The sequence below is a fragment of the Micromonospora sp. NPDC047730 genome (assembly GCF_043204765.1).
Lineage (GTDB): Bacteria > Actinomycetota > Actinomycetes > Mycobacteriales > Micromonosporaceae > Micromonospora.
Genome location: NZ_JBIDCU010000007.1, coordinates 267,648 through 291,443 on the forward strand (window position 1 = coordinate 267,648; position 23,796 = coordinate 291,443).

16 protein-coding genes are annotated in these 23,796 nt (G+C 72.7%); 12 read left to right on the forward strand and 4 right to left on the reverse strand.

Annotation, left to right across the window (positions count from 1 at the left end; translation table 11 throughout):
- Positions 1-23: 23 nt before the first annotated feature.
- From ACGF5G_RS18870 to ACGF5G_RS18895, 6 genes are all read left to right on the forward strand, one after another.
- Positions 24-395 carry a hypothetical protein gene (locus ACGF5G_RS18870; protein WP_393264271.1) on the forward strand — a complete coding sequence of 124 codons (372 nt, stop codon included), beginning with the start codon at positions 24-26 and terminating at the stop codon, positions 393-395.
- Positions 388-2,475, forward strand: a complete 2,088-nt coding sequence (locus ACGF5G_RS18875) for a glycogen debranching N-terminal domain-containing protein (RefSeq protein WP_393264273.1) — start codon at positions 388-390, stop codon at positions 2,473-2,475. Before ACGF5G_RS18870 ends, ACGF5G_RS18875 begins: the two co-directional genes overlap by 8 nt.
- Before the next feature lie 11 nt (positions 2,476-2,486).
- Positions 2,487-3,089: a cysteine hydrolase family protein gene (locus tag ACGF5G_RS18880; RefSeq protein ID WP_393264276.1), complete on the forward strand. Its 603-nt coding sequence runs from the start codon at positions 2,487-2,489 to the stop codon at positions 3,087-3,089.
- Between the two features lie 178 nt (positions 3,090-3,267).
- Positions 3,268-3,765: a DUF523 domain-containing protein gene (locus tag ACGF5G_RS18885; protein ID WP_393264278.1), complete on the forward strand. Its 498-nt coding sequence runs from the start codon at positions 3,268-3,270 to the stop codon at positions 3,763-3,765.
- A gap of 147 nt (positions 3,766-3,912) precedes the next feature.
- Positions 3,913-4,467, forward strand: a complete 555-nt coding sequence (locus ACGF5G_RS18890; RefSeq protein ID WP_393264281.1) for a DUF3592 domain-containing protein — start codon at positions 3,913-3,915, stop codon at positions 4,465-4,467.
- A 975-nt stretch (positions 4,468-5,442) separates the two neighbouring features.
- Complete coding sequence (locus ACGF5G_RS18895; RefSeq protein ID WP_393264456.1) at positions 5,443-6,984, forward strand: TROVE domain-containing protein; 1,542 nt, start codon at positions 5,443-5,445, stop codon at positions 6,982-6,984.
- Between the two features lie 165 nt (positions 6,985-7,149).
- Here ACGF5G_RS18895 and ACGF5G_RS18900 read toward each other — a convergent pair whose 3' ends face one another.
- From ACGF5G_RS18900 to ACGF5G_RS18910, 3 genes are all read right to left on the reverse strand, one after another.
- The gene (locus ACGF5G_RS18900) at positions 7,150-9,315 is read right to left on the reverse strand and encodes a peptidase domain-containing ABC transporter (RefSeq protein ID WP_393264284.1); all 2,166 of its coding nucleotides are present in this window, start codon (positions 9,313-9,315) and stop codon (positions 7,150-7,152) included.
- Positions 9,312-12,677 (reverse strand): type 2 lanthipeptide synthetase LanM family protein, encoded by a 3,366-nt coding sequence (locus ACGF5G_RS18905; protein ID WP_393264287.1) that lies wholly within the window; start codon positions 12,675-12,677, stop codon positions 9,312-9,314. The genes ACGF5G_RS18900 and ACGF5G_RS18905 overlap by 4 nt, the downstream gene beginning before the upstream one ends.
- Before the next feature lie 112 nt (positions 12,678-12,789).
- Entirely contained in the window at positions 12,790-12,966 is a 177-nt protein-coding gene (locus ACGF5G_RS18910) for a hypothetical protein (RefSeq protein ID WP_176737180.1), read from the reverse strand.
- 332 nt (positions 12,967-13,298) lie between these two features.
- On the opposite strand from ACGF5G_RS18910, the gene ACGF5G_RS18915 reads away from it, so the two are divergent.
- From ACGF5G_RS18915 to ACGF5G_RS18925, 3 genes are all read left to right on the forward strand, one after another.
- On the forward strand, positions 13,299-13,547 hold the full coding sequence (locus tag ACGF5G_RS18915) for a mersacidin/lichenicidin family type 2 lantibiotic (protein ID WP_393264291.1): 249 nt from the start codon (positions 13,299-13,301) through the stop codon (positions 13,545-13,547).
- A complete protein-coding gene (locus ACGF5G_RS18920) occupies positions 13,547-13,795 on the forward strand; it encodes a mersacidin/lichenicidin family type 2 lantibiotic (RefSeq protein ID WP_357464787.1) in 249 nt (82 codons plus the stop codon). The genes ACGF5G_RS18915 and ACGF5G_RS18920 overlap by 1 nt, the downstream gene beginning before the upstream one ends.
- A gap of 152 nt (positions 13,796-13,947) precedes the next feature.
- On the forward strand, positions 13,948-17,304 hold the full coding sequence (locus tag ACGF5G_RS18925; RefSeq protein WP_393264295.1) for a type 2 lanthipeptide synthetase LanM family protein: 3,357 nt from the start codon (positions 13,948-13,950) through the stop codon (positions 17,302-17,304).
- Positions 17,305-17,383: 79 nt separating this feature from the next.
- Here the strand turns inward: ACGF5G_RS18925 and ACGF5G_RS18930 are convergent, their stop codons facing one another.
- The gene (locus ACGF5G_RS18930; protein WP_393264298.1) at positions 17,384-18,190 is read right to left on the reverse strand and encodes a BTAD domain-containing putative transcriptional regulator; all 807 of its coding nucleotides are present in this window, start codon (positions 18,188-18,190) and stop codon (positions 17,384-17,386) included.
- Between the two features lie 329 nt (positions 18,191-18,519).
- Between ACGF5G_RS18930 and ACGF5G_RS18935 the strand changes: the two genes are divergently transcribed.
- The 3 genes from ACGF5G_RS18935 to ACGF5G_RS18945 all read left to right on the forward strand — a co-directional run bounded on the left by ACGF5G_RS18935 (position 18,520) and on the right by ACGF5G_RS18945 (position 23,654).
- Positions 18,520-19,485 carry an RICIN domain-containing protein gene (locus tag ACGF5G_RS18935; protein WP_393264301.1) on the forward strand — a complete coding sequence of 322 codons (966 nt, stop codon included), beginning with the start codon at positions 18,520-18,522 and terminating at the stop codon, positions 19,483-19,485.
- A 168-nt stretch (positions 19,486-19,653) separates the two neighbouring features.
- Positions 19,654-20,991, forward strand: coding sequence for an SWIM zinc finger family protein (locus ACGF5G_RS18940; protein WP_393264304.1), 1,338 nt, complete (start codon positions 19,654-19,656; stop codon positions 20,989-20,991).
- Positions 20,988-23,654 (forward strand): DUF6493 family protein, encoded by a 2,667-nt coding sequence (locus ACGF5G_RS18945; RefSeq protein ID WP_393264307.1) that lies wholly within the window; start codon positions 20,988-20,990, stop codon positions 23,652-23,654. The genes ACGF5G_RS18940 and ACGF5G_RS18945 overlap by 4 nt, the downstream gene beginning before the upstream one ends.
- Positions 23,655-23,796 lie beyond the last annotated feature (142 nt).

Consider the following 23,796-nt stretch of genomic DNA (forward strand, 5'->3'; position numbering starts at 1 on the left):
GGTGGCCCTGAGGAGGTGGCGCGATGGGGAATGCCACCCAGGACTTCTTCCACAGCCTGGCGCAGCGTGGACACGACCGCCGTCTGACGGCGATCGACGAGGGCAGTGTCTGCTTCGAGATCAGCCGGGACGGGCGGGTCGACCGCTGGCTCGTCTCCATCGACAAGGGCGACATCACGGTCTCGGAGCAGGCGACCGGCGGGGACGCGGTCGTCCAGGCGGACGGGGCGGTGTTCGACCGGATCGCCAGCGGCGAGGCGTACTTCCTGACCACCGTCCTGCGCGGCGAGGCGACCGTGGCGGGCAGCCCCCGGCTCTTCGCGAGCCTCCGTAGGTTGTTCCCGCCGCCACCCAGGTCGGCGGGGAGGGAGCACCGAGGAGGTGACCATGAGTGAGAACCAGGTGGGCATCCTGGACGGCACCACCTTCATGGTGTGTAACCGCTCGGGCGACATCATCCCGTCACCCGACGCTCCCATGGGCCTGTTCGCCCACGACACCCGGCTGCTGTCGAAGTGGGTGCTGACGGTGAACGGGGAACGGCTGACCACCCTTTCCATCGACGACATCCACTACTTCGAAAACCGGTTCTTCCAGGTTCCCGGGCGTCAGGACGTCTACGTCAACAGCACCGTGGGGGTGCGTCGGCTGCACAGCCTGGACAGCGGCCTCCACGAGGACCTGACCGTCATCAACTACGCCAAAGAACCGGCCGACGTGACCCTCAGGATCGAGGCGGACGCCGACTTCGCGGACCTCTTCGAGGTCAAGGACGCGGCGGTGAGGAAGAAGGGCCGACACTACCGGCGGGTCGACGACGGGCGCCTCGTCCTCGGCTACGAACGGGAGCGGTTCCGACGGGAGACGATCATCACCGCGTCGGCGCCGGCCGCGTGGGACGACAACGGCCTGACGTTCGAGGTCCACCTCGAACCCCGCAGCCGGTGGACCGTCAGGCTCAGCGCCCTGCCGGACCTCCCGATGCCCCGAGGGCTGGAACGCCTCGTGATCCCAGGCCGGGCAGCAGGCAAGAGCAGGGACAAGGCACAGGATCTCCTGGAGTGGTTGGACAACGCGCCGCGCCTGGAATCCGGCTGGGAGCCGCTGAGCGGCACGTACCGGCAGAGCCTGATCGACCTGGCCGCGCTGCGCTTCAGTCCCTTCCTCGCCGACGACAAGAGGGTCCCCGCCGCCGGCCTGCCCTGGTTCATGGCCATGTTCGGTCGGGACAGCATCTTCACCAGTCTGCAGGCGTTGCCGTTCACACCCGAACTCGCCGCCACCACCCTCCGGGTGCTCGCGCTCCGGCAGGGCAGCCGCGTCGACGACTTCCGGGAGGAGGAGCCCGGCCGGATCCTGCACGAGATGCGGTACGGCGAGATGAGCATCTTCGAGGAGACGCCACACACGCCCTACTTCGGCAGCGCCGACTCCACTCCCCTGTTCCTCGTGCTGCTCGACGAGTACGAGCGGTGGACCGGCGACGTCGACCTCGTGCGCTCGGTCGAGCACGAGGCGCGCGCGGCGATCGACTGGATCAACAACTACGCCGACCTGACCGGCATGGGCTACATCTCCTACGAGCGGCGGAACACCAGGAACGGGCTGGAGAACCAGTGCTGGAAGGACTCCTGGGACAGCATCTGCTACCGCGACGGTCGGCTGCCGGGCTTCCCCCGCGCGACCTGCGAGCTGCAGGGGTACGCGTACGACGCGAAGATGCGTACCGCGCGGCTCGCCCGCACCGTCTGGAACGACCCGCCGTACGCGGACCGACTGGAGCAGGAGGCCGCCGACCTCAAGGAGCGCTTCAACCGCGACTTCTGGGTGGCGGACGGCGAGTACATGGCGCTCGCCCTCGACGGCGACGGCCGCCAGGTGGACGCCCTGTCCTCCAACATCGGGCACCTGCTGTGGAGCGGCATCGTCGAGAAGCCGAAGGCGGAGGCCCTGGTGCGGCACCTGATGTCGCCCGCCCTGTTCAGCGGCTGGGGTGTCCGCACGCTGGCCGAGGGCCAGGGCCGCTACAACCCCATCGGCTACCACGTGGGCACCATCTGGCCGTTCGACAACTCCTTCATCGCCTGGGGGCTGCGGCGTTACGGGTACGCCGACGAGGCGGCGCGGATCGCCGCCGGGATCCTGGACGCCGCCGTCTTCTACGACGGCCGGCTGCCCGAAGCCTTCTCCGGATCCTTCCGCGCCGACACCAGGTATCCGGTCAACTATCCCACCGCCTGCAGCCCTCAGGCGTGGTCGGCCGGAGCGACCCTGCTCCTGCTGAGGACGATGCTCGGGCTCCACCCGGTGGGCGAAGACCTCGTCGTCAGGCCCGCCCTTCCCGCTAACCTCGACTTCGTGGCGTTGCACGGCATCCCCGGCCGGTGGGGGCGGTTCGACGCCTACGGCAGGGGGCCGGCCGCCGCAGGCAGGCAGGGCTACCAGGCGGCACCGCAGCAACTCTCCGCCCTGTGACGGGAGGAACAATGCGAGAGATCGACCCGGCGCGCACCGCGGTGGTCGGCGTCCACTGGCAGCACGAGGTCGTCAGCCCCGACGGGCTGTTCGGTCCCTTCTTCGCCGAGCAGGTCGCCCGCCACCGCGTCGCCTCGTACGCCGCCCAGGTCGCCGGGGCGGTACGCGCCAGCGGCGGGCTGGTCGTCTACACGCGGGTCGCCCACCGGCCCGGCTACCCCGACCTCATCCCCAACACGCCCAGCTTCGCCATGATCCCCGAGCGGCAGGCATTCCTGGAGGGCGCGCCGAAGTCCCGCATCATCGACGAGGTCGCGCCGGAGGCGGGCGACGTCGTCATCACCCACGTGCGGCTCACCGGCTTCTTCGGTACCGAACTCGACACGGTGCTGCGGCGCAGGGCGGTCGAGACAATCCTCTTCACTGGCGTCGCCACCAACCTGTCCGTGGCGGGAACCGCCTTCGAGGCGGTCAACCACGGGTACCGACCCGTGATCGTCTCCGACGCCTGCACGGCCGCGACCGACGAGGCCCACCGGGCGAGCCTGGAGACGTGGGGCCAACTCGGCGAGGTGGTCACGACCGCCGAGGTCGTCGAGCGGCTGTCGCGATGAGTCGCCCCTCGCTCCGAGCTGGCTGCGTCGCGGTCTGGTCCGGCTGCTTCCGAGGTCACGGGCTCTGCTGACGTCGGTCTCGCTCTCGGTCCGGTACGGCCGGCGCGGTTGCCGTACTTCGCTGCCGTCCCGCCACCCCGACCCCGACGGCCCATCCGGCGGCGGTTACGGTGCTCCGGTGCGCAGGGTGCTGGTGAGCGGCTGTCTGGGGGGCAGCCCGGTCCGGTTCAACGCGACCGGGGTGGATGTCTGCTCGCCGATCTGGGACCGCTGGGCCGCCGAGGGTCGCCTGGTGTCGTTCTGTCCCGAACTGTCGGTGGGGTTGCCGGTGCCCCGGCCACCGGCCGAAATCATCGGCGGCGTCGCGGCGGAGGTGCTCGACGGTGACGGCAGGGTGCGGGAGGTGACCGGGCGGGACGTCACAGACCTGTTCCGGGTGGCGGCGCGACGGGCCGTCGACCGGGCCCGGGCGGCCGGGGTGGTCCTCGCCGTTCTGGTGGACCGCAGTCCGACGTGCGGCACCAGCCAGGTGCACGACGGGTCGTTCACGGGCCGCACGATCCCCGGGCGCGGTCTGGCCGCCGAACTGCTGGTCCGCGCCGGGATCCCCGTCTTCCATCAAGGCCAGCTCACGCAGGCCGCCGCCCTGTTGGATGGGCTCGACCGGGACGGCTAGCCATCGGCCTTCTCCCACGCGGGAAACGGCGTTTGAGCTGCCTGGAGCCGAGCCATTTGAATGCCTGCCTCCCTCGATGCGAAGGAGGCGAAGAGGTCCCGCCGCCCGCTCCGGGTCGGGGTTGCGGGCGGCCGGCACGATGGCCGGGTGCGTGCCGCGATCACACCGCGACGGTCCCCGGCCTGGGTGACCGCCGGCTGCATGCTGCTGCTGGTGGTCGGCGGCGCGCTGCTCTGGCTGCCGTTCCACACCCAGTACGCGCTCGACGACTGGAAGACCGACCTGCGGGCGCAGGGTGTGCCGGCGCGGGCACTCGTCTACGACCGCGTGTCCAAGCGTGGCGGCACGTCGACCACGATGCACGTCCGGTACGAGCTGTCCGGCCGGACGTACACGCGGGAGGTCGCCTGCTTCGAGGTGTGCCGGTCCATCGGCGACGAGGTGCCGATCTGGGTCAACCGGCGCGATCCGAGCGACTTCGTCACCGACTTCGACCAGCTCAGCGGGCACCGGGGCCGCGTACAGGGAGGGCTGGGCGCCGTCGGTTTCGGGATCCTGGTCGGGGCGGTCCCCCTGGCCCTGTCCCGCGTCCCGTTCGGGCGCTGGTTCCCCCGGCGTACGCCGCGGCGGTCGTCGGCCGCCCCGAAGCGGGACGGTGCCGCGTTCACAAGCCGTTCCAAGCACAAGCGCGGCGGCCGCTGACCTTCCGCCGTTCGGGCGGCAATTGCGGTTGGCTCACCTGTACGGGGTGGGTACCGTGGTCCGGCACCTCCCGGTGCGCAGGCAACGGCTACTTCCGCTTCCCACGGGGAGACGCGGGTTCGAATCCCGCCGCCGCCGATGCGCGGTGTCGACCAGCGGCCCAGGTCACCTTGGCCCGCGAGGGCCGGTCTCCGTTGCCGCTTCGACCTCGGGAGGCGCGTTCACGCCGCTTACCCGGTGCGATGGATACGGTTACTTCTGGTAGAGGGCCCACAAAGAAGGGCCTTGCGGTTCGAACCCGCACACGCCGTGTCCGACCTCGATCTCGGGTGAGCGGCGTGAACGCCTACGGACGCGAAACCCCTTGCCGCTCCGGCGCCTCAGCCTGTACGTTCTCGTCGCACGTCCCGGTGCGAAGGTGACGGATACTTCTTTCCCGAACGAGCCCGTCGCCGTTGTCGGTCTCGGGACGTGCTCACGCCGCGTACCCGGTGCGCAGACGACGGATACTTCTAATCTATGGGTCGGGGGTTCGAGTCCCCTCCAGCCGTTGTGCTGGTAGCTCAGTCGGCAGAGCAATAGGCATTCCGTCGTCGACCTTCTGGTCTCGGGTACGCGGCGCGACCGTTCCAGCCACCCACCATCGTGGAACGGCAAACTCCGTTGCCCGGCCGCCGGTGCCGCCGCTACGGTCGGGTCCGCACTTCCCGGTGCGAAGGTGACGGTTACATCTGGAGGGGCGAACGCCCCGGCGAAGGACCCGTCCGTCGCCGGCTCCGATCTCGGGAGGCGCGACCACACCACACCCGGTGCGCAGGCGACGGTTACTTCACGGATCCGCAGGTTGGGGGTTCGAGTCCCCCCACGCCTTCGGGCGGGTAGCTCAATCGGACAGAGCGGCGGACAAGTCCGTCGCCGACTCTGGTCTCGGGTGTGCGTGTGGCCGCGTCCTCTCGTACGAAACATGGGGACGTGATGGCCAAGTTCAACCTCAAGCTGCGCAGGAACCGACACGAGGACGACTACGAGGTCGTCACCGCCGAGGGTGCCCCGGGTTTCGCCCGCGAGCCGCGGACGGAACTGTTCCTGCTCGGCGTGTCGAACATGGTCGGCGAGGACACCTTCTACGAGGGCGCCGCCGACCGGGACGCCCGGTTCCGTGAGCTGGTCGCCACCGTCGCCGTCGCCGACCCCGACTGGTTCGCCCGCTTCGTACCGTGGCTGCGCACCGGCGCGATGCTGCGTTCGGCGGCTGTCGTGGCCGCCCTCGAGGGCGCCCGCGCGCAGGTGGCGGCCGGCATTCCCGGGTCGCGCTCCATCGTGGACTCGGCGTTGCAGCGCGCGGACGAGCCGGGCGAGGCGCTCGCCTACTGGCTGGGTCGCCACGGCCGGGCGCTGCCCAAGCCGGTCAAACGGGGCATCGCCGACGCGGCCGTGCGGCTGTACCACGAGCGGAGCCTGCTCAAGTACGACTCCGACCGCAACGCGGTCCGGTTCGGGGACGTCGTCGACCTGACCCACCCGACCGCGCGGGACGAGCGGCAGGGTGACCTGTTCCGGCACGCGCTGGACCGGCGGCACCAGCGGGACAACCCGCTGCCGGCGTCGCTGACCGTGCTGGCGGCGCGGGCCGAGCTCATGGCGTTGCCGGTCGAGCGGCGTCAGGAGATCACCGACCCGGCGGTGCTGGGCGCGGCCGGTATGACGTGGGAGGCCCTCGCCGGCTGGCGGCAGACGGCGATGGACGCCCCGGCCTGGGAGGCGATCATCCCGACGATGGGCTACCTGGCGCTGCTGCGCAACCTCCGCAACTTCGACCAGGCCGGCGTCAGCGACGCCGTCGCCGAGACGGTGGCGGCCAAGCTGTCCGACCCGGGCGAGGTCGCCAGGTCGCGGGTGCTGCCGATGCGTTTCCTGTCGGCCTACAACGCGGCACCGAGCCTGCGGTGGGGGTACCCGCTGGAGAAGGCGTTGCAGCACGCGCTGGCGAACGTGCCCGCCCTGGACGGCCGGACGCTGGTCCTGATCGACACGTCGGGCTCGATGAACAGCGCCTTCAGCAAGGACGGCACGCTGCGCTGCTGGGACGCGGCCACCGTGTTCGGCCTGGCGCTGGCCGCCCGCGCGCAGGACGCGACGGTCGTGTCCTTCTCCCACGACACGCGGGTGTTCCCGGCCGTCGCGGGCGAGTCGGTGCTGGCGGCGGTGCGCCGGTTCAAGGAGGACGGCTATTTCTACGGCGGCGGGACCGAGACCGAGAAGGCGGTGCGTCGGCACTACGCCGGGCACGACCGGGTGGTCATCCTCACCGACGAGCAGGCGCACTGGCACCGTTCGGTGGACGTGACGGCCGCGGTGCCCGGGCAGGTGCCGGTGTACACCTGGAACCTGGCCGGATACCGGATCGGGCACGCCCCGACGGCCGGGAACCGGCACACGTTCGGCGGCCTGTCCGACGCGGCGTTCGCGATGATCCCGCTCATCGAGGCGGGGTCCCGCGGGCATTGGCCCTTCTGATCGCGCCACGGCGTCGGCCTCCCACCGGAGGCCGACGCCAGGCGGATCATACGTCGGCGGTCTCCGCCCGGTAGCGCCTGATCCACTGCCGGTTGAGATCGTCGGCTTGGCGCTGGTGCCGGGCCACGACGGGTGTCGCCCGGTGAAACGTCAGTGGGCACCGCACTAACCCCCGGCTGTCGCACGCTCCGTCAACCGACCCGTCTGCCGCCGCGCCAGCTCGGCGTACCGGCCGCCCAGTGTCATCAGCTCCTCGTGGGTGCCGCGCTCGATGATCTCGCCCTGATGCAGCACGACGATCTGGTCGGCGTCGCTGACCGTGCTGATCCGGTGTGCGATCACGATCCGGGTGCAGCCGAGCGCCGACAGTTCGGCGGCGATCGCCGCCTCGGTCAGGGTGTCCAGGTGGCTGGTCGCCTCGTCGAGCAGGAGCACGTTCGTCCTGGCCAGCAACGCCCGGGCGATCGCCAGCCGCTGCCGCTGGCCACCGGAGAGCGCGCCGCCGCCCTCACCGACGCCGGTGCTCAGGCCCATCGGCATGCGCTCCAGATCCGGCAGGAACTGCACCTTGCGCAACGCCTCGCGCAGCTCGTCGTCGGTGACGTCGAGCCGGCCGAGCGTCAGGTTGTCGCGGATGGAACCGCCGAAGATGTACGGGAACTGGGTGACCACGCCGAAGCGCTGGCGTAGCGGCTCCAGGTCGTACTCGTCGAGGGGCCGCCCGTCCACCAGGACGCTCCCGGCGCTCGCCCGCAGCAGCCCGGTGAGCAGCCGCACCAGGGTGGTCTTGCCGGAGCCGGTGGACCCGACGACCGCCACCTTCGACCCGGCCGCGACCCGCAGGTCGATGTTCTTGAGCACCAGCGGTGTGCCGAGGTCGTACCGGAAGTCGACCCCGCGCAGCTCGATCTCGCCGCGCAGCTCGACCGGCTGGTGGGCCTGCGGGCACGCCCGTTCCGGTTCCTCGTCCAGCACGTCGTAGATGCGCTCCAGGTGGGACCCGATCGTCTGGAGGTAACGCAACGCACCCATCACCTGCCCGACGGGAGCCAGCAGCAGCCCGGCGACGACGTTCAGGCCGAGCATCGTGCCGAGCGACATCCGGCCGGCCACCACCTGGACGACGCCGAACAGGAGGAGCACCAGCGGCGCCGCGACCTGGAACATCCCCATCGCCGACTCGTTGACGAGGTCCAGCCGCCGCCGCTCGAACCCGGCCCGCACCGACACGGTGAACCGGTCGGCCCACCGGCGCAACGCCCAGTTGGACAGCCCGGAACTCTTCAGGAACTCCGCCCCGGCCAGCGCGTCGATCGCGCTGCTCTGCGCCTTCGCGTCGGCGGCCAGCTCGCGCTGGGCACGCTCGTGGACCAGCCGGATGGTGCTCAGCACGATGCCGAACTGGGCAACCGCCAGGACCGCGACCACCGCCGCGTACGCCGGGCTCAGCGCCACCAGCAGGGCGGTGTAGATGAAGACGAAGACGGTGTCGAGCAGGAGCGTGGCCAGCTGCGAGGTCAGCATGTCCCGCACCGCCATGTTGCTGCTCAGCCGGCCCATCAGGTCGCCCGCGCCGCGGGTCTGGAAGTACGCGTACGGCAGCCGCATCAGGTGGCCCATGAAACGCTCACCCAGGGTGCCGTCGAGCCGACGTTGGAGCACCAGCAGCGCCAGCCCCCGGGAGAGGGTGGCGAGGGTGTGCGTCGCGATGTACGCGCCCACACCGAGGGCGAAGAGGGACAGGGTGTCCGCCCGCTGCCCGATGAGGACGTCCACGCCGTACTTCGTCGCCCAGGCGGAGGCGAGCCCGAGCACCTGCACCACGGCCGAGAGCGCCACGGCCAACACCATGAGCAGCGGCGCCAGCCGGACCAGGTCACGGAGGAACCGCAGGGCGAGGTGGTCGCGGATCGGGCGGCGCCGGCGCCGCATCGACTCTTCCGGCGTGAACTCCAGCACGGTGCCGGAGAACTCCGCGAAGAACTCCTCGTGCGTCAGCCGGCGCCGGCCGTGTCCGGGATCCACCATCCGGATCCGGCGCCGCCCGACCTTCTCCAGCACCGTGAAGTGGTCCTCGCCCCAGTGTGCGATGGCGGGCAGGCGGACGCCGGCCAGCCCGGCCTCGTTCACCCGCAGTCCCCGTGCGGCCAGCCCGTACTCGCGGGCCACCTCCAGGATGCGGCGGGCGCTGGTGCCGTCGCGTCCCACCCCGAAGTGGGCGCGCAACTCCCGGACCTCGGTGGCGCGTCCCAGCCCGCCGAGCACCATGGCCAGGCAGCTCGGCCCGCACTCGGTGCTGCTCATCTGGACGATCACCGGTACGCGGGTCACGCTTCCTCCTCGGCGACGGCACGGGCGGCGGCGGTGGCCGGGCCGGGTGGTTGGCGGTCGCGGGGCGCCGCGCCGACCGGCGGAGCCAGCAGCAGGACGTTCGGCGTGCGGTCGGGCCGAGCGGCCCGCAGCAGCCCGTAGCCGATGCCGGCGGCACCCATCAGCAGTCCCGGCACGTGCATCCCCTGCGGTACGCCGCAGAGCTCCTCGCCGGCGAGCACCGTCTCGGCGACCGCGCGCGTCGCCCTGCGCGCCGTCGCGACGAGAGTCCCGTCGCCGGTGGCCAGACCGGCGGTGAGCAGGGCTTCCGCCAGGCCGAGGTCGCCGTGGCACAGGCAGTCGTTGCCGGTGCCGGTGAGCAGCTCGCCCGAGGTGAGGCTGCGCCGCACCGAGGCGACCGCCGCGTCGAGGTCGGCGCGCACCTCGGGGATGGGCACGGTGCCGAGCATGGCCGCGCGGGCCAACGCGACGCCGGCCGCACCGTGACACCACGCGTTCATGAACGTGCCCGGCGGGGTGACGTCGCGGTGGTCGGGCCAGTTGCCCGCGGCGGCGTCGTACTGGAGGTGCTCGTACCGCACGGCACGCTCGGCCGCGTCGAGGTAGCGCTGCCCGCCCGTCACCCGGGCGATCTCGGCGAGTGCGTAGGCGATGCCGGACACCCCGTGCGAGAAGCCGAGCAGCGGCGATCGCGCGGGGATCGCGGACGGCCACGCCAACCCGGGGTCGTGGGCCGAGGCGGTGGCGAGCAGGTGGTCGCCGGCCGCCCGCAGCGCCACCGACGTCCGCTCGTCCGGATCGACCGAGTGCAGGGCGCGCAGCGCGAGCGCCGCCCCGGCGGTGCCCGCGACCACGTCGAGGTGGCGGTCGCCGTCGAACCGCCGGAGCAGTTCCGGGACGAGCCGACGTGCCTGGTCCAGCAGCGGTTGCGCTCGCCACAGCGCGCCGAGCTGGGTCAGCGCGTGGACGTAGCCGCCCAGTTCGCTGAAGCCCCCGATGCCGAGCAGGTCACGGTCGGTCTCCGGCCAGTCGAGCAGGGCGTCGACGTGTCCGCTGAGCATCGCGGCGATCGCCTCGGCCGCGGACCGGAACCGCGCCAGGCCGGTCCGCTCGCCGAGTTGGCCGAGGAACACCGCGATCCCGGACAGCCCGCTGTAGCTCTCGAACGCCGTGGGTACGACGCTCCAGTGCCGGTCGGTGACGAGCGCGAGGGTCAGCCACACCGGCCGGGTCGGGTCGCCGAGCGCGGTCTCGAGGAGTCGGTCGCCCAGGCGGACGGCGGCCCGCTCGGCGAGCGCCTGGTCGATCTCCTCGGCCGGCGCCGCGCGCGTCCGGGGTGCGATGGTCCCCTGGCCGTCGCCGAGTTGCAGCGCGGCCAGCGACGCCGACACGGCCCAGCTCTGTTGGCGCAGGTCGGCGGCGGAGAGCCCGGCGATCCGGTCCCGGACGAGGTCCAGTCCGCGGTGGGGGAAGAAGTCGCGTACGACGAGGCCGCGGTCGTCGTACAGGTCCCGGGAGTCGGGTCGGGTCCGGAAGAACGGGATGTCCCGCCGGGCGAGCTGCCGGATCTCACTGGCGGCGACGGCTCGGTCAGCGACCAACTCGGGGTGGCGGGTGGCGAGGACCTCGAACAGGCACTCCCGGTCCAGGGCGTCGCCCAGCACCACCGGGTGCCAGGATTCGCCGAGGATGCGGCCGTACACCATGGTGGGCAGCACGATGAACCGGATCTCGTCCGCGGCGAACGCGGCAACCGGCCCGTCGGGTGCGACCAGCTCGTCACGGTGCGCGAGCAGCAGCCGGTAGCAGGCTTCGAAGCCGGCGACCAGGTCAGCCTTGTACCGGGCGGGGTCCGCCGCGGTGCCGGCGACCGTGGGCAGGTTGTGCCCGCCGGGCATCTCCATGCGGGCCCGGGTCCGCCGCATCTGGTCGGTGCCGGTGTCCTGCCACCGCGGCACCTTCATCGGGCTCAGGTCTCCTCGCCCGCCGGCCATCCCGGACAGCTCGGTGGTCACCACCGCGTCGCCGTCCTGCTGGATCAGGCGCTGCGGCAGCAGGCCGATCGACAGCACGGACTCCTCGATGCGCTGCATCGCCTCGGCGGGCAGCACCAGCGGCCGGCTGTCGGTGGTCGGCCGAGCCTGCTGGAAGATCGCTTCCAGGTCGACGATCACCGGGTGCTCGCCGGCGGCGATGACGTTCTCCAGGTGGATGTCCGAGGCGCGCAGCAGGTACAGCAGGCTCAGGTACGCGCCCTGGCGCCAGTAGAAGCGGCGCAGCCCCTCCTCGTCGGCGCAGCTCTCGGGGTGGACGAACTCGACCCAGCCGTACCCCGTTCGCTCCACGATGGCCAGCCGGCGCAGTGGGCAGGCCATCCCCTTGGCGTTGAGCCAGTCGACCAGGGCGTAGAAGTGCGACTCGACGGCGAGCGGGCGTGGCTTGTAGACCACCTTGCCGCCGCCGGCGAAGGTGAGGATCGCGACGCTCCGCCCGCCGCGGTGCGTGTCGCCGGCACCGGTCTGCACCTCTACCAGATCGTCGAGCGAGGCGGCGGTCAGGCCGAACTCCGCGCGCAGCGCCGGCAGATCGGCCAGCACGCGTCGGGCCAGCTCGCTGCGTACCGTCAGCCACGTCTCCATCTCGTCGACGAGCTCCCGGGTGAGCGTCGGATACTCGGCGAGGATCCGCAGGGCGTACGCGGGCTGGCGAAGCTGCCGGGCGAAATCGCCGAACCGTGCTGCCGGCGTGTCACCGGAGAGTGTCCCCGCGCTGCGTGCGCGCTGCAGGTGGACCGCGAGCACCGGACTGATCATCGCCAGGTGGACCTCGTGGTTCGGCCGCAGCAACGGATGGTGCGGCGGAACATCGCCCCGGTGGCCGAGGTCACGGGCGAGCCGGCGCACCTCCTCGTGCAACCGCTGCTGATAGCGGTGCGACAACGGGTGCACCAGCGCGAGCAGGTCGGCGGTCGGTCCCAGGTCGGCCGTCGGGCCGGCGTCGAACGCGGGCAGGTCGGCGGGGTCGGTGGACCACGCCTGGGCCACGCTCGTCAGCCACGACGGTGGCTGCGGCACCCGGTCGCGCAGGCTGTCGGAGGACTCCCCGAGGAGCAGCTCCAACTCCTCCTCGCTGAGGCCCGCCTCGTGCCACCGGGCGAGGTTCGGCTCCAGTCCGCCGGTGGCGGCCCGGACGGTCCGCCAGGCGTCGAGCCGGCGCGCGCCCCGGCTGCGGGCGGCCTCGGTGTCGGGCACCGGCACACGCCGCCGTTCCTCCAGGGACAGGGCAGCCCACCAGGCTGGTCGGTCGAACACGTCGCTGCCGAGGTCGGCGCGATCGCTCGTTGCGGTGTTGCGTGGGGCCATCACGTCTCTCCGTTGCGGCTCGTCACGATGGAACGGGTTCCGGGTGGGCGGAGACGGCGGGCGTCTCCGCCCACCCGGTGACGCGACCGGAGTGCCGATCGCCGTCGCGAGATCAGCAGCAGCCGACGCTGAAGATGCCGCAGGTGCCACAGATGCTGTGCTTGAAGGTGGAGATCGTGACCGTGATGGTGAAGCACACCGCGCTGCTACCACCGTTGATCTCCTGGTCGAGGTCGGTCAGGTCCAGCTGACCGATCGGGTCCTCGACGAGTTCCGGTCGTTCCGTCATTTCTGTCACCTCCCCTCGTCAGATCGCGAACCGTCGCTGTTCTGGCCGAGCGGAATGAGCGTTTCAGACGCCGGTTGTTTTCCGGTCGACGCTCGGTTCGCTGCCGATTCAGTCGCGGTAGAGCCGGTCGCCGTCGGTCTTGACCGGTGAGCCGGCGGCGTCCAGTGTGGCTTCTGCCGCCATCGGGCGGCACCGGTTCCTGGCCGAGCCGAGTTTCCGATTCCGTCGCCTGTTCTGACCGCGGGCTCATCGCCGCCCGCCGCAATCTCCGCACCCGTCACGCGGTTGGTGCGGCAGGCGTGGCGACACTTCTTCTATCGATCGGAGAAATCATGGAAACTGCTGCGAGGGCGTGGAAGGACCCGGTTTTCCGGGCCACTCTCGACGACAGCGAGCTCGCCGTGCTGCCGGCCCACCCGGTCGGCCGGGTCGAGTTGGGTGAGATGGTCACGGACGGGACCCGGGGCGCCGGCACCGAGTCCACCGCGACGATGGGCTGCTGCAACGGGGAGCCCTACACCTTCCGCACCTGCCTCACCTGCTACCCGCTGTGGACCTGCCGCACCTGCTGGGGATGCTGATGAGCAACACGGTTGTGCGCGCATGGAAGGACCCCGCCTTCCGCACCACGCTCGACGACGCCGACATCGCCCTCCTGCCGGAGAGCCCGGTGGGCGCCGTCGGCGGCCTGGACTCGGATCTGGCGGACATCTTCGGCGGTGACCGGGCGTTCACCTTCTACACCTGCTTCACCTGCCAGTGGGGCAGCCTCGGCTGCACCAACACCTGCTGGATCATGACGGCCGGATGCACGTCGGGAAGCTGCTGACGGCGGTCGACAAACCGCATTCCAATACCGACGACTGACCGATTTCCACGCAGGCCGGGGTGGGCATCGTGGTGACGGTGTCCACCCCGGACCGGAGGGCCGGGCCACGACAGCCGCGGCCGTTCCGGACGCGGATAGATGAGGGCGGAGACATGTTCGACGAGATTCTTCAGACGCCGAACTGGTGGCGTGGCCTGACCCGGTCCGAACGGGCCGGAGGCACGCCGTTGATCACGGAGGAGCAACGCGACTACGGTCGCCGCCGGCGGGACGCCTGGCGTGGCGGCCACATCCTGCGCGGCACCGACATCTCGCTCGACCGGTGGGAACGACTCGGGCTGGCCGAGGACGGGATCGTCGAGCTGCTGGCCGAACCGGCCGAGTCGCTCGCCGCCAGGATCCCCGACCGGCCGGCCTGGCTGGACGTGATCGCCGAGGCGTGGCGGCGGTTCGGGTCGACGCGCCTCGACGACCTCGCCGGTGGCGGCCCGGCGACCGGATGCGATCACGACGACCACGACCACGGGCACGACCAGGCCGGGAACGTGGTGTTCCTGAACCTGATCGCGCCGTTGCTGGCGTGGGGCCAGGAGGAGTTGGGCAGCCGGGTGGCCCGGCTGGCGGCCCGGCACGGCCACGGCGACACCCTGCCGGCGGACCACTCGCTGCTGCAACCGCCGCTCGACCGACTCCTGCAAATGATCATCTCCGTGATGATCCTCGAGGTGAACGTGGCCCGGGTGGAGGGCCGGCTGGCCGGGGCGACACCGGCCGAGCGGATGTCGTCGTTCATCGCGCAGATCCGTACGCCCGAGACGGCGCTCGGCATCCTGGCCGAGTACCCGGTGCTCGCCCGGGAGCTGGTCACCTGCCTGCGCACCACCGTCGACGTCCGGGCCCGGTTCGCCGAACGGCTCCTCACCGACCTGCCCGAGCTGCGGCAGACCTTCGGTGGGGACTGGCACGGACTGGCCGACCTGGCCCGGGTGAGCTTCGGCGCCGGGGACACCCACCGCGGCGGCCAGACCGTCGCGATCCTCACCTTCACCGACGGCCGCAGGCTGGTGTACAAGCCACGCAGCCTCAGCGTGGAGGTCCACTTCAACCAGGTCCTCGACTGGCTCAACGCCCACGGGCTCCGCCAACCGCTGCGGCCGCTGCTCGTCCTCGACCGGGGCGAGTACGGCTGGGTGGAGCACGTCGACGTCGCGTCGTGCGAGAACGAGGAGCAGGTGGACCGCTTCTTCTGGCGGCAGGGCGCGTTCCTGGCGCTGTTCCACGCCCTCTGCGGCTCGGACCTGCACCTGGAGAACGTCATCGCGGCCGGGGAGCACCCCGTCCCCGTGGACCTGGAGGCGATCTTCCAGGTGCTGCCCCGGGTCACCGGGGCGCAACTGGCGCCGCTCACCTTCGGCGAGGCGCCCCGCGTGGTGCGGGACTCGGTGCTCCGGGTCGGCCTCCTGCCCGAGCGCATCATCACCGCCGACGACGAGGGCATCTACGACGCGGAGGTGAGCGGCCTGGCCGGCTCCGGCGGCCAACTCTCACCCGCCCGCCTGCCCACCTTCGTCGCCGGCGGCACCGACGAGATGCGGGTCGTGCGGGACCGCCGGGAGATGCCGGAGACGCAGAACCGCGTACGGCTGGACGGCCGGCCCGTCAACGCGCTGGCCCACACCGACGCCCTCGCCGCCGGCTTCACCGACTGCTACCGGATCATCTCCGCCCACCGCGACGACCTGCTCGCCGCCGGCGGACCCGTCGCCCGGTTCCGCGACGACGAGGTGCGGTTCATCCCCCGCCCCACGATGACGTACGGCCGGGTCCAGTCGGAGTCCTGGCACCCGGACCTGCTGCGCGACTCGCTCGACCGGGAGATCTTCCACGAGGTGCTCTCCTCCGCGTTCGTCGACCTGCCGGACCGCGACGTGCTCTTCGGCAGCGAACATCGACAGCTCGCCGACCAGGACATCCCGGCGTTCCACACCACCCCCGGCTCGACGGACCTCTACGACCCGCAGGGAGTGGTGGCCCGCGACTTTCTGGAGACCAGCGGATTGGCGGCCGTGCGGGCGCGGATCGGCGCGATGTCCGAGGAGGACCTGCGGCGACAGCTCTGGTGCATCCGCGCCTCCATGTCCGGGCTCACGGTGGGTACGCCCCGCGCCGAGCGGGTCGACTCCAGGCCGCTGCCGGAGGCGCCGATCGACGTCGATCTCGCCGTGCGGGCCGCCCGGTCGATCGCGGACCTGCTGCTCGACGCCGCCCTGGCCGCCGACGGCGAGGCGCCGTCGTGGCTGTCGGTGAACTTCATCGGCGACCGGTACTGGAAGGTCGGCCACGCCGGCATCGACCTGTACAGCGGGGTCGCCGGAGTCGCCCTGTTCCTCGGCCAGCTCGGCGCGGCCACCGGCGACGCCCGGTTCCGCCGGCCCGCCGAACAGCTCGCCGCCCAGCTCGCCGAGGTGACCCGCCAACTCGCCGCCAGCCCGGACCGGGGGGCCGGGCTGCCGATCGGCGGCTTCGGCGAGCTGGGCGGCCTCGTCTACGTACTGGGCCAGCTCGCCGAGGTGTTGCGGGCGCCCGCGCTCGTCGACGCGGCCCGGCAGGCCGCGGCGCTGTGCCAGGAGCGGTTCGCCGAGGACAAGGTGCTCGACGTGATCAGCGGCACCGCCGGGGCGGCGCTGGCGATCCTCGCCCTGCACGACGCCCATCCCGACGAGCAGACCCTCGACGCCCTCAAGGCGGCCGGTAGGACGATCGCCGACCGCGCGATCGACGTGCCCGGCGGGACAGGATGGCAGGTCGAGTACGAGAACGCGCCGGCGCTGCTCGGGTTCTCCCACGGCGCCAGCGGCATCGGGTACGCACTGGCCCGGATCGCCCAGCTCACCGGCGACGACCAGCTCGCCGAGGTGTGCGGGCGGGCGTTGCGCTTCGAGCGGCACCACCTGTCGCCGGAATGCCGGAACTGGCCCGACCTGCGGGTGATCAGTGGTCCGGGCGCCTTCATGAACGCCTGGTGTCACGGCGCCGCCGGGATCGGACTGGCACGCGCGGCGATGCTGCGACTGCCCGTGCTGGCTCCCTGGCACGACCTGATCCGCGAGGACCTGCGCATCGCGACCGGCAAGGTCCGCGACGACCTGGTCGTCGACGGGCGGTACACGGGCATCGGCAACGACTCCATCTGTCACGGGGACCTCGGGTTGGTCGAGACCCTGCTGGCGGCCAGTTCGGCACTCGACGAGCCGGACGGCGCGGCGCTGGGTCTGCGGTGCGCGCGGGCGATCGCCGAGCAGGTCCTCGCCGGCGCGCCCCGGGCCGGGGTCCCGGAGCAGGTCAGCACGCCCGGGCTGTTGATGGGGCTCGCCGGCATCGGCTACGGCCTGCTCCGGGTGGCGATGCCGCACCGGGTGGCGAACGTCCTGCTGCTGGACGCACCGGGGCACGGCGGCGATCCGGGTCGGCCGGCCGAGCGAGGGCACCACGTGGTGGTGGCCGCCTGAGCGTCCCGCCCCCGTCTGGACGGGGCGGTCCGGGGTGTCGGGCGGCGACACCCCGGATCGCCCCGTCGTGACCTGCCGGTCAGAAGTCGGTGGGCACGGCGAGCGGGCGCAGCAGCGACAGGTCCACGTCCTCCCCGAGCAGGATCGTCCGTTCCAGCCGCTGGATCTGGGCCCCCGGGTCAATGCCCAGCTCCTCCCTGAGCAGGCAGCGCAGGTGCCGGGCGACGCTGAGGGCGTCCGCCCGCCGGCCGGTCTCGTAGAGCGCGGTCATCAGCAGCTCCCGGAAGCGTTCCCGCAGCGGGTGCGCGACGATCAGGCATTCCAGCTCCGGTATCAGGACGTCGTGCCGGCCGCAGGCCAGCCCCGCGCGCAACCACAGCTCGGTCGCGGCGAGCCGGCGCTCGGTCATCCGGATCCGCTCGGCCGCGACCGCGGGGGCGTTCCCGACGTCCGCCATGGCCGTTCCGCGCCACAGCGCCATCGCCTGCCCGAAGTGCGCCATCGCCTCCTCGTACGCCGCCGTCGCGAGCGCCCGTCGGCCGTCCGCGCAGAGCGCGTCGAACCGGTCCACGTCCAGCTCGCCCGGGGACACCCGCAACTCGTACCCGGCGGGTCGCGTCCGCAGGACTTCGCCGGCGGGGTCGTCCAGGCTCCGGCGGAGTCGGTGGACGTACTGTTGCACCAGCTTGCGTTGGCTGCCAGGCGCCTCCTCCGGCCACAGCTGCCGCACCAACTCGTCGCAGGGCACGACGTGGTTCGACCGGACCAGCAGGACCGCGAGCAGCGTGCGCCACTTGTCCTGTCGAAAGTCCTGCCAGGTGCCGTCGGCCGACTTCGTCTGTACGGGACCGAGTATCCGGTATCGGATCGATTCGGGCAGGGCCACGCTTCCGCCTCCCACATCAGTGCGACATCCGTCTCGTTCACCGGGTCACCGCTCTCCGCCGTGCCCGAGCGGCGACGGGCGCACGAGCGGTGCCCGGACCGGCCGGACCGGGAGCGGTCTGCCGGGGCCTCCGCCGCCGCGCGCTCCTGCCGCGACGGGGAGGTCCCGTCAGCCTCGGGGGGACCGGGTGTGTCCGGCAAGGACAGTCGCCTGTCCCGGTCACGGCCGACATGTCCGGCCTGGTCAGCGCGGTGCCTCGGACCGGTCCGGACAGCTCACCGCCCGAACCCGGCCCCCGCCGATCGAGTTGTGGCGATAGCCTGTGGGCCATGTCGGCCGGGGCTACGGGGGACGAACGACCGGATGAGGTTGCCACCGTCGCTGAACTCGTCGCGCTCATGGCACGGCTCAAGCAGCGGTCCGGGTGCACGTACCGGCAGCTCGAACAACGGGCCGTCGCGGGCGGCGAAGCGCTGCCGCGCAGCACCATCGCCGACGTCCTGCGCCGGCCGGCGCTACCGCGCGCCGAGGTCCTCGCCGCGTTCGTCCGCGCCTGCGGAGGCGACCAGGAGGAAGTGGACGTCTGGCTGCGGGCACGGGATCGACTGGGCGCCGCGACCGAGCCCACGGCACCGCCCCCGGACGCACCCGATCCGGGTGACGCCCCACCGGTCCGACGCAGGTGGCCATGGCTGCGCCCTGCCTTCGCCCTGCTGGCTGCCGCCGGCCTGGCGATCCCGCTTGCGGTGTGGGCGACGGACCAGCGTGACCAGCCAGACCGTCAGCCGGAGCGGCCCGTCGTCTCCGGCAGCCTGGACCTGCCCGAAGGGGGAGCGTGGGCACAGATCCATCCGGTCGGCTCGCCCACCTTGTGCCTCTCGGAAGGGCGCGAACACACCGGCCGGTACCCGAGCTCGGTCGCGACCCTGCAGCCTTGCGACAAACCCGACCTGCCCCGCACCCGCATCGAACCCGTCCGGGACAACCTCGTCCACATCCAGTGGGATCATCCTCAGTTCGGCATCGGCTGCCTCACCGTCCTGAAGTCACCACCGGTCCAGGACATGCTCGAACCCTGGACGGACTGCAGCGCCAGCAGGAAGGAACAACTGTTCGCCGCCGAGCGGGTCGACGCGCCGGTCCCGGGTGGCTACCGGCTGCGGCCGGCCGCCAGCGGGCTGTGCGTCGGCATCCGGGACGACGCCCGCACGCCCATCGGCGCGGAGGCGATGCAGGGGCCGTGCACCGGCGAGGCCCACCAGGAGTTCCTCATCGAGCTGACCCCGGCGTCCTGACAAGGGCCGGGCGTCGCACGCCCAGCGCTCGTTGGCCCGCCTACCCGGTCCGGAGGCCACTTCCCGGACAGGTAGCCGCCACCGCGCGGGAGGCCGCACGGGTCCGGATCGCAGCCGACGGGAAACGAGCCTGATTCCTGTCGGTGGGGTCCTCTACTGTCCGCGGACGTGAACGCAGTGCAGACGTACCGCTATCTGGGGTCCTCCGCGTTGGGACAGGATGGACTCGCCCTGCAGACGAGTGGGGGGCCCGCGCCGAACCCGCGGTTCTTCACCGGCTTCCTCACCACCCCGCACGCGGCGGCCGTCGGCCTGCTGGCGGTCGCGGAGGTGGCCCGGACCCGGTACCACCGGCCGGTCAGCCCGGCGAGCCTCGACCCCGTGGTGACCGGCAGTCGGGACCGGCTCCGGTTCGAGTCCTTCTCCGGCTGCTGCGGGGTCTACGCCCGCCTCGACGCCCTGCCCGACGGCCTGGACGGCGACGTGGTGGAGCACGGCACCACCAACGTCGACGTCAACAACCCGCTGCGGGAGGCCCTGGCCCGGGTCGGCGGCCTCGACCCGCTGCACCTGTCGGTCGGCCCGGAGGACCTGACCGTCTCCACCATGGACGGCGCGGTGGTGGAGAAGAAGGTCCCGCTGCCGGTGCGTTGGCTGCGCGGCTTCGCCGAGGTGCAGGTGCTGGCCGCGCGGTTCGAGCCCCGGGCGGAGGTCCCGGCGGCCGAGGCGGCGGCGTTCCTGCGCCGGCTGCCCACGACCGCCGACCGGTCGGTGCTCTGGGTGGTGCCGGCCGGGCGCTCGCTGCGGCTGACCTCCCGGCCCGTGCCCGGCGCGGTCTGCCTGGCCGGGGCGAGCCGGCTGGCCGCCCTGCGCCCGATGCTGCGGTTCGCCCGGACCCTGCGGGTGTACGGGCCGACCGTCGCGGCCGGGTCGGCACCCGTGCCGAGCACCTGGGAGCTGGACACGGGCGCGCTGCGCCTCTCGCTGACCCTCTCCCCCGAGCCGTACCGCGGGTTCTCCGGCGAAGGCGCGGCGCTCACCGCGCTGGCCGGGGACGAGGTCGTCGACGACGCCGACCTGGTCGCCGCCCTGCTCTCCTGGGACCCGGCCATCGACGTGGATCGGCTGGCGGCGGAGGCCGGGATCGACGCGGCACGGGTCCGGGGCGCCCTGGCCCAGCTCGGCACCGCCGGGCGGGTCGGATACGACGTCTCCGAGGCCGCGTACTTCCACCGGGTGATGCCGTACGACGCGGGCCGGGCGGAGCGGGACAATCCGCGTCTGGTCGGCGCACGGGCACTGCTCGACGCCGGGGCGGTCGAGTGGGACGGGACGTCCGCCACGATCCGCAGCGGCGACCAGGTGTACCGGGTCCGCCGGCTGCCGGACGGCGGGTTCACCTGCACCTGCCCGTGGTGGGCGAAGCACCGGGGGCAGCGGGGACCGTGCCGGCACGCGCTGGCCGCCCGGATGCTGACCACCGACCAGGTCGAGGAGCGGGTGTGAGCCGGGCCCAGCAGACGCTGCTGATGAAGAGCACCGTACGGCGGCGCCGGGAGCTGGCCGCCGGCGGGACCAGCGATTTGTTCGACCTGGTCCAGAACGGCTCCGCCACGCTGGTCGCGGACGCCCTGGCCGGCCTGCCCGAGCAGCGCCGCAGGGAGATCGGCGTCGAGCTGACCGCCTGGTTCAAGGAGCGGAACCGGTCGACCTGGTGGCCGGTCGGATCGGGCACCGCCCTGGCGGTCGCCGTGGTGGGCTGCCTGCCCAGCGCGGCACAGGCGGCGGCGATCCTCGCCCGCAACTCGGTCAACCCGGACGGCGAGCGGGCCGCCGCCCTGCTGTCCGGCGTCGCCGAGGAGCGCGGCATCACCTGGCTGGGCGACCTGGCGCACCGGCTGGCCGCGAAGGTCAACCAGCAGACGTGGGTCGAGCGGTGGCGGTTCGTCGCCGCGCTCCTACGGGCGGAGGGGGTCGCCCCGCCGACCGACGACCGGTTCGTGGAGCTGTGGCTGGGGGCGGTGGAGCTGCCGGACCGACGCCGCTCCGGGCCGCCGACTCCCCTGGCGGACCGGTTGCGCAGCGACCCGTTCCTGGCCGCCATGCTGCCCCGCCTGTTCGAGGTGGACGGTCTCGGCTCGCGGATGATGTTCGACGAGGTCGCCACGACCTGGGAGAAGCGGGAGCGGCACGTCCTGCCGACCGCTCTGGCGCGGCTCGCCGCCGAGGGGGTCGTCGACCGGACGATGCTCATCGACGGCTCGCTCGGCCGGCTGCTGCGCGGCGACCGGGCGGCGGCGCTGCGCGCCTTCACCACCCTGCTCCACGAGCTGACCCCGACCACCGCCGAGGTCGCCGCCCGGGCCACCGACTACCTCCGCCTGCTCACCGACGCGCCGGCTCCGGTCGCCACGATGGCGCAGAAGGCGTTGCGGGATCTGCCCGACCTGGAGATCGAGGCGGTGCTCGACGCCTCGCGTGAGGTGCTGCTGCGGCCGGACAAGACGCTCGTACGGGCGCAACTGGCCTGGCTGGACCGGTTGGCCCGGCAACACCGGGACCGGGCGGTGGAGGTCGCCGAGGTGATCGGGGTGGCGCTCGGGCATCCCGCCGTCGAGCTGCGCGACCGGGCGAGCACGCTGGCCGCCCGGCACGGTCACGACCCGGCGACGGTCGGGACCGGCCCGGCGGTCAGCCGGCCGCGCGGGGACGACCTTCCCCCGCCCGCGCCGCCCGCGCCGGCGCCCGACCCGATCACCGACGTGGACGAGTTGGCCGAGGAGGTCGCCGCCCTGCTCGGCACGCCGTCGCACGGCGCACCGCTGGACCGGATCCTCGACGGGCTGGTCCGGGTCACCACGACCGAGGGTCCACGGGTGCACGCCGCCCTCGCCCCCGTCGTCGACCGCCGCCACTGGTCGTGGGGCAACGAGCACCGCTACGACCCGCTCTGCCTCTGCCAGGTGCTGGTCGACTTGCTCCTCACCGCCGGCTCCACCGAGCAGCAGCCCCGGCGCCGCAGCCGGTGGGCGGCGCTGCTGGCCGCCGTCCGCCGGACCGACCGGACGCCGTCGGCGCCGGAGCTTGCCACCACCGATCCCCGGGTGCCCCCGCCGCACCGGCTGCTGCGGGCCCGGCTCGCCGAGATCGGCGCGCACGTCGACGAGCCGGGGCAGCCCGGTCTGCTGGCCGCCCCCACCTCCGCCAACGGCCTGCTCGACCCGCTGGCGCTGGTGGAACGGCTCGCGGCGTGGGGCGACCGGACGCCCTGGTACTGGGACCTGACCCAGGCCCTGCTGCGCCTGCCCGCCGACGCCGACGACGCGGTGGCAAACAAGGCGGCGGCGCTGGGCACGCCGGCCGGGGAGCGGCTCGCCGCCTGGCTGCGCGGCGGCGGACTGCCGCAGCCGGTCATGCGGGCCACCACCGTCACCCGGCGACCCCGCAAGGCCGGCTACGACTGGGAGTTCGACCAGCTGGCGCCGGAGCGGATCCTGGTCGAGCTGCGCCCGCCCGACGGGTACGAGGACCGGTACGGCCTGCTGACCGCCGACCCGGCACCGATCGGGGTCGAGTACTCCGGCTGGATGAAAATGTGGCCGTCGATCCTGCCGGGGCACCGGGGGGTGGTCGCCGCGTACACCCTCCCGTTGGTGGCCGGCGCGGCGGACATGGACCAGCGCGACGGCGCCGTGGTGCTGCCGCTACTCGCCGAGAGCAGCGGCACCGGCGGGGTGGCCCTCGACCTCGCCCTGGCCTACGGTCTCGGGGCCCGGCACGGCGCGGACCGAGTCGCCGCCCTGGACGCCCTGCTCGGGCTCGCCGGGGCGGGGCAGTTCGACGCCGGTGGGGCGGGTGAGCAGCTCGGCCGGCTGGTCGCCAGGCAGTTGGTGAAGCTGACCCGGGTGGTGGAGCCGCTACGGGACGCCGCCCTGGCCGGGGCGCCGCTGACCGTGTGGCGGCTGGTCGCCGCCGCGTTGCCGGCGGTCCTCGCCGCACCCAGGCCGCCGCGCGGCCTGCCCGACCTGCTGACCCTGGCGACGGAGACGGCCACCGCGACCGGTGTCCGGATCGAGGTGCCCGGCCTGGGCGAGGTCGCCGGCCAGGGCGGGTCGTCCCGCCTGGTCACCGAGGCCCGACGCCTGCACCGGGCGCTCACCACGGCCTGACACCTGTCGATGGTCCGGCGGGTCTGCGATCCGCCGGACCATCCCCGGCGTCGCTCGGGGCGGCTCTACATCCTCGCCACCCTGGTCGAGCTCACCGCCGAGGGCACCGCCGATCCGACGCGGCTCTCGCGTCCCCGCCCGG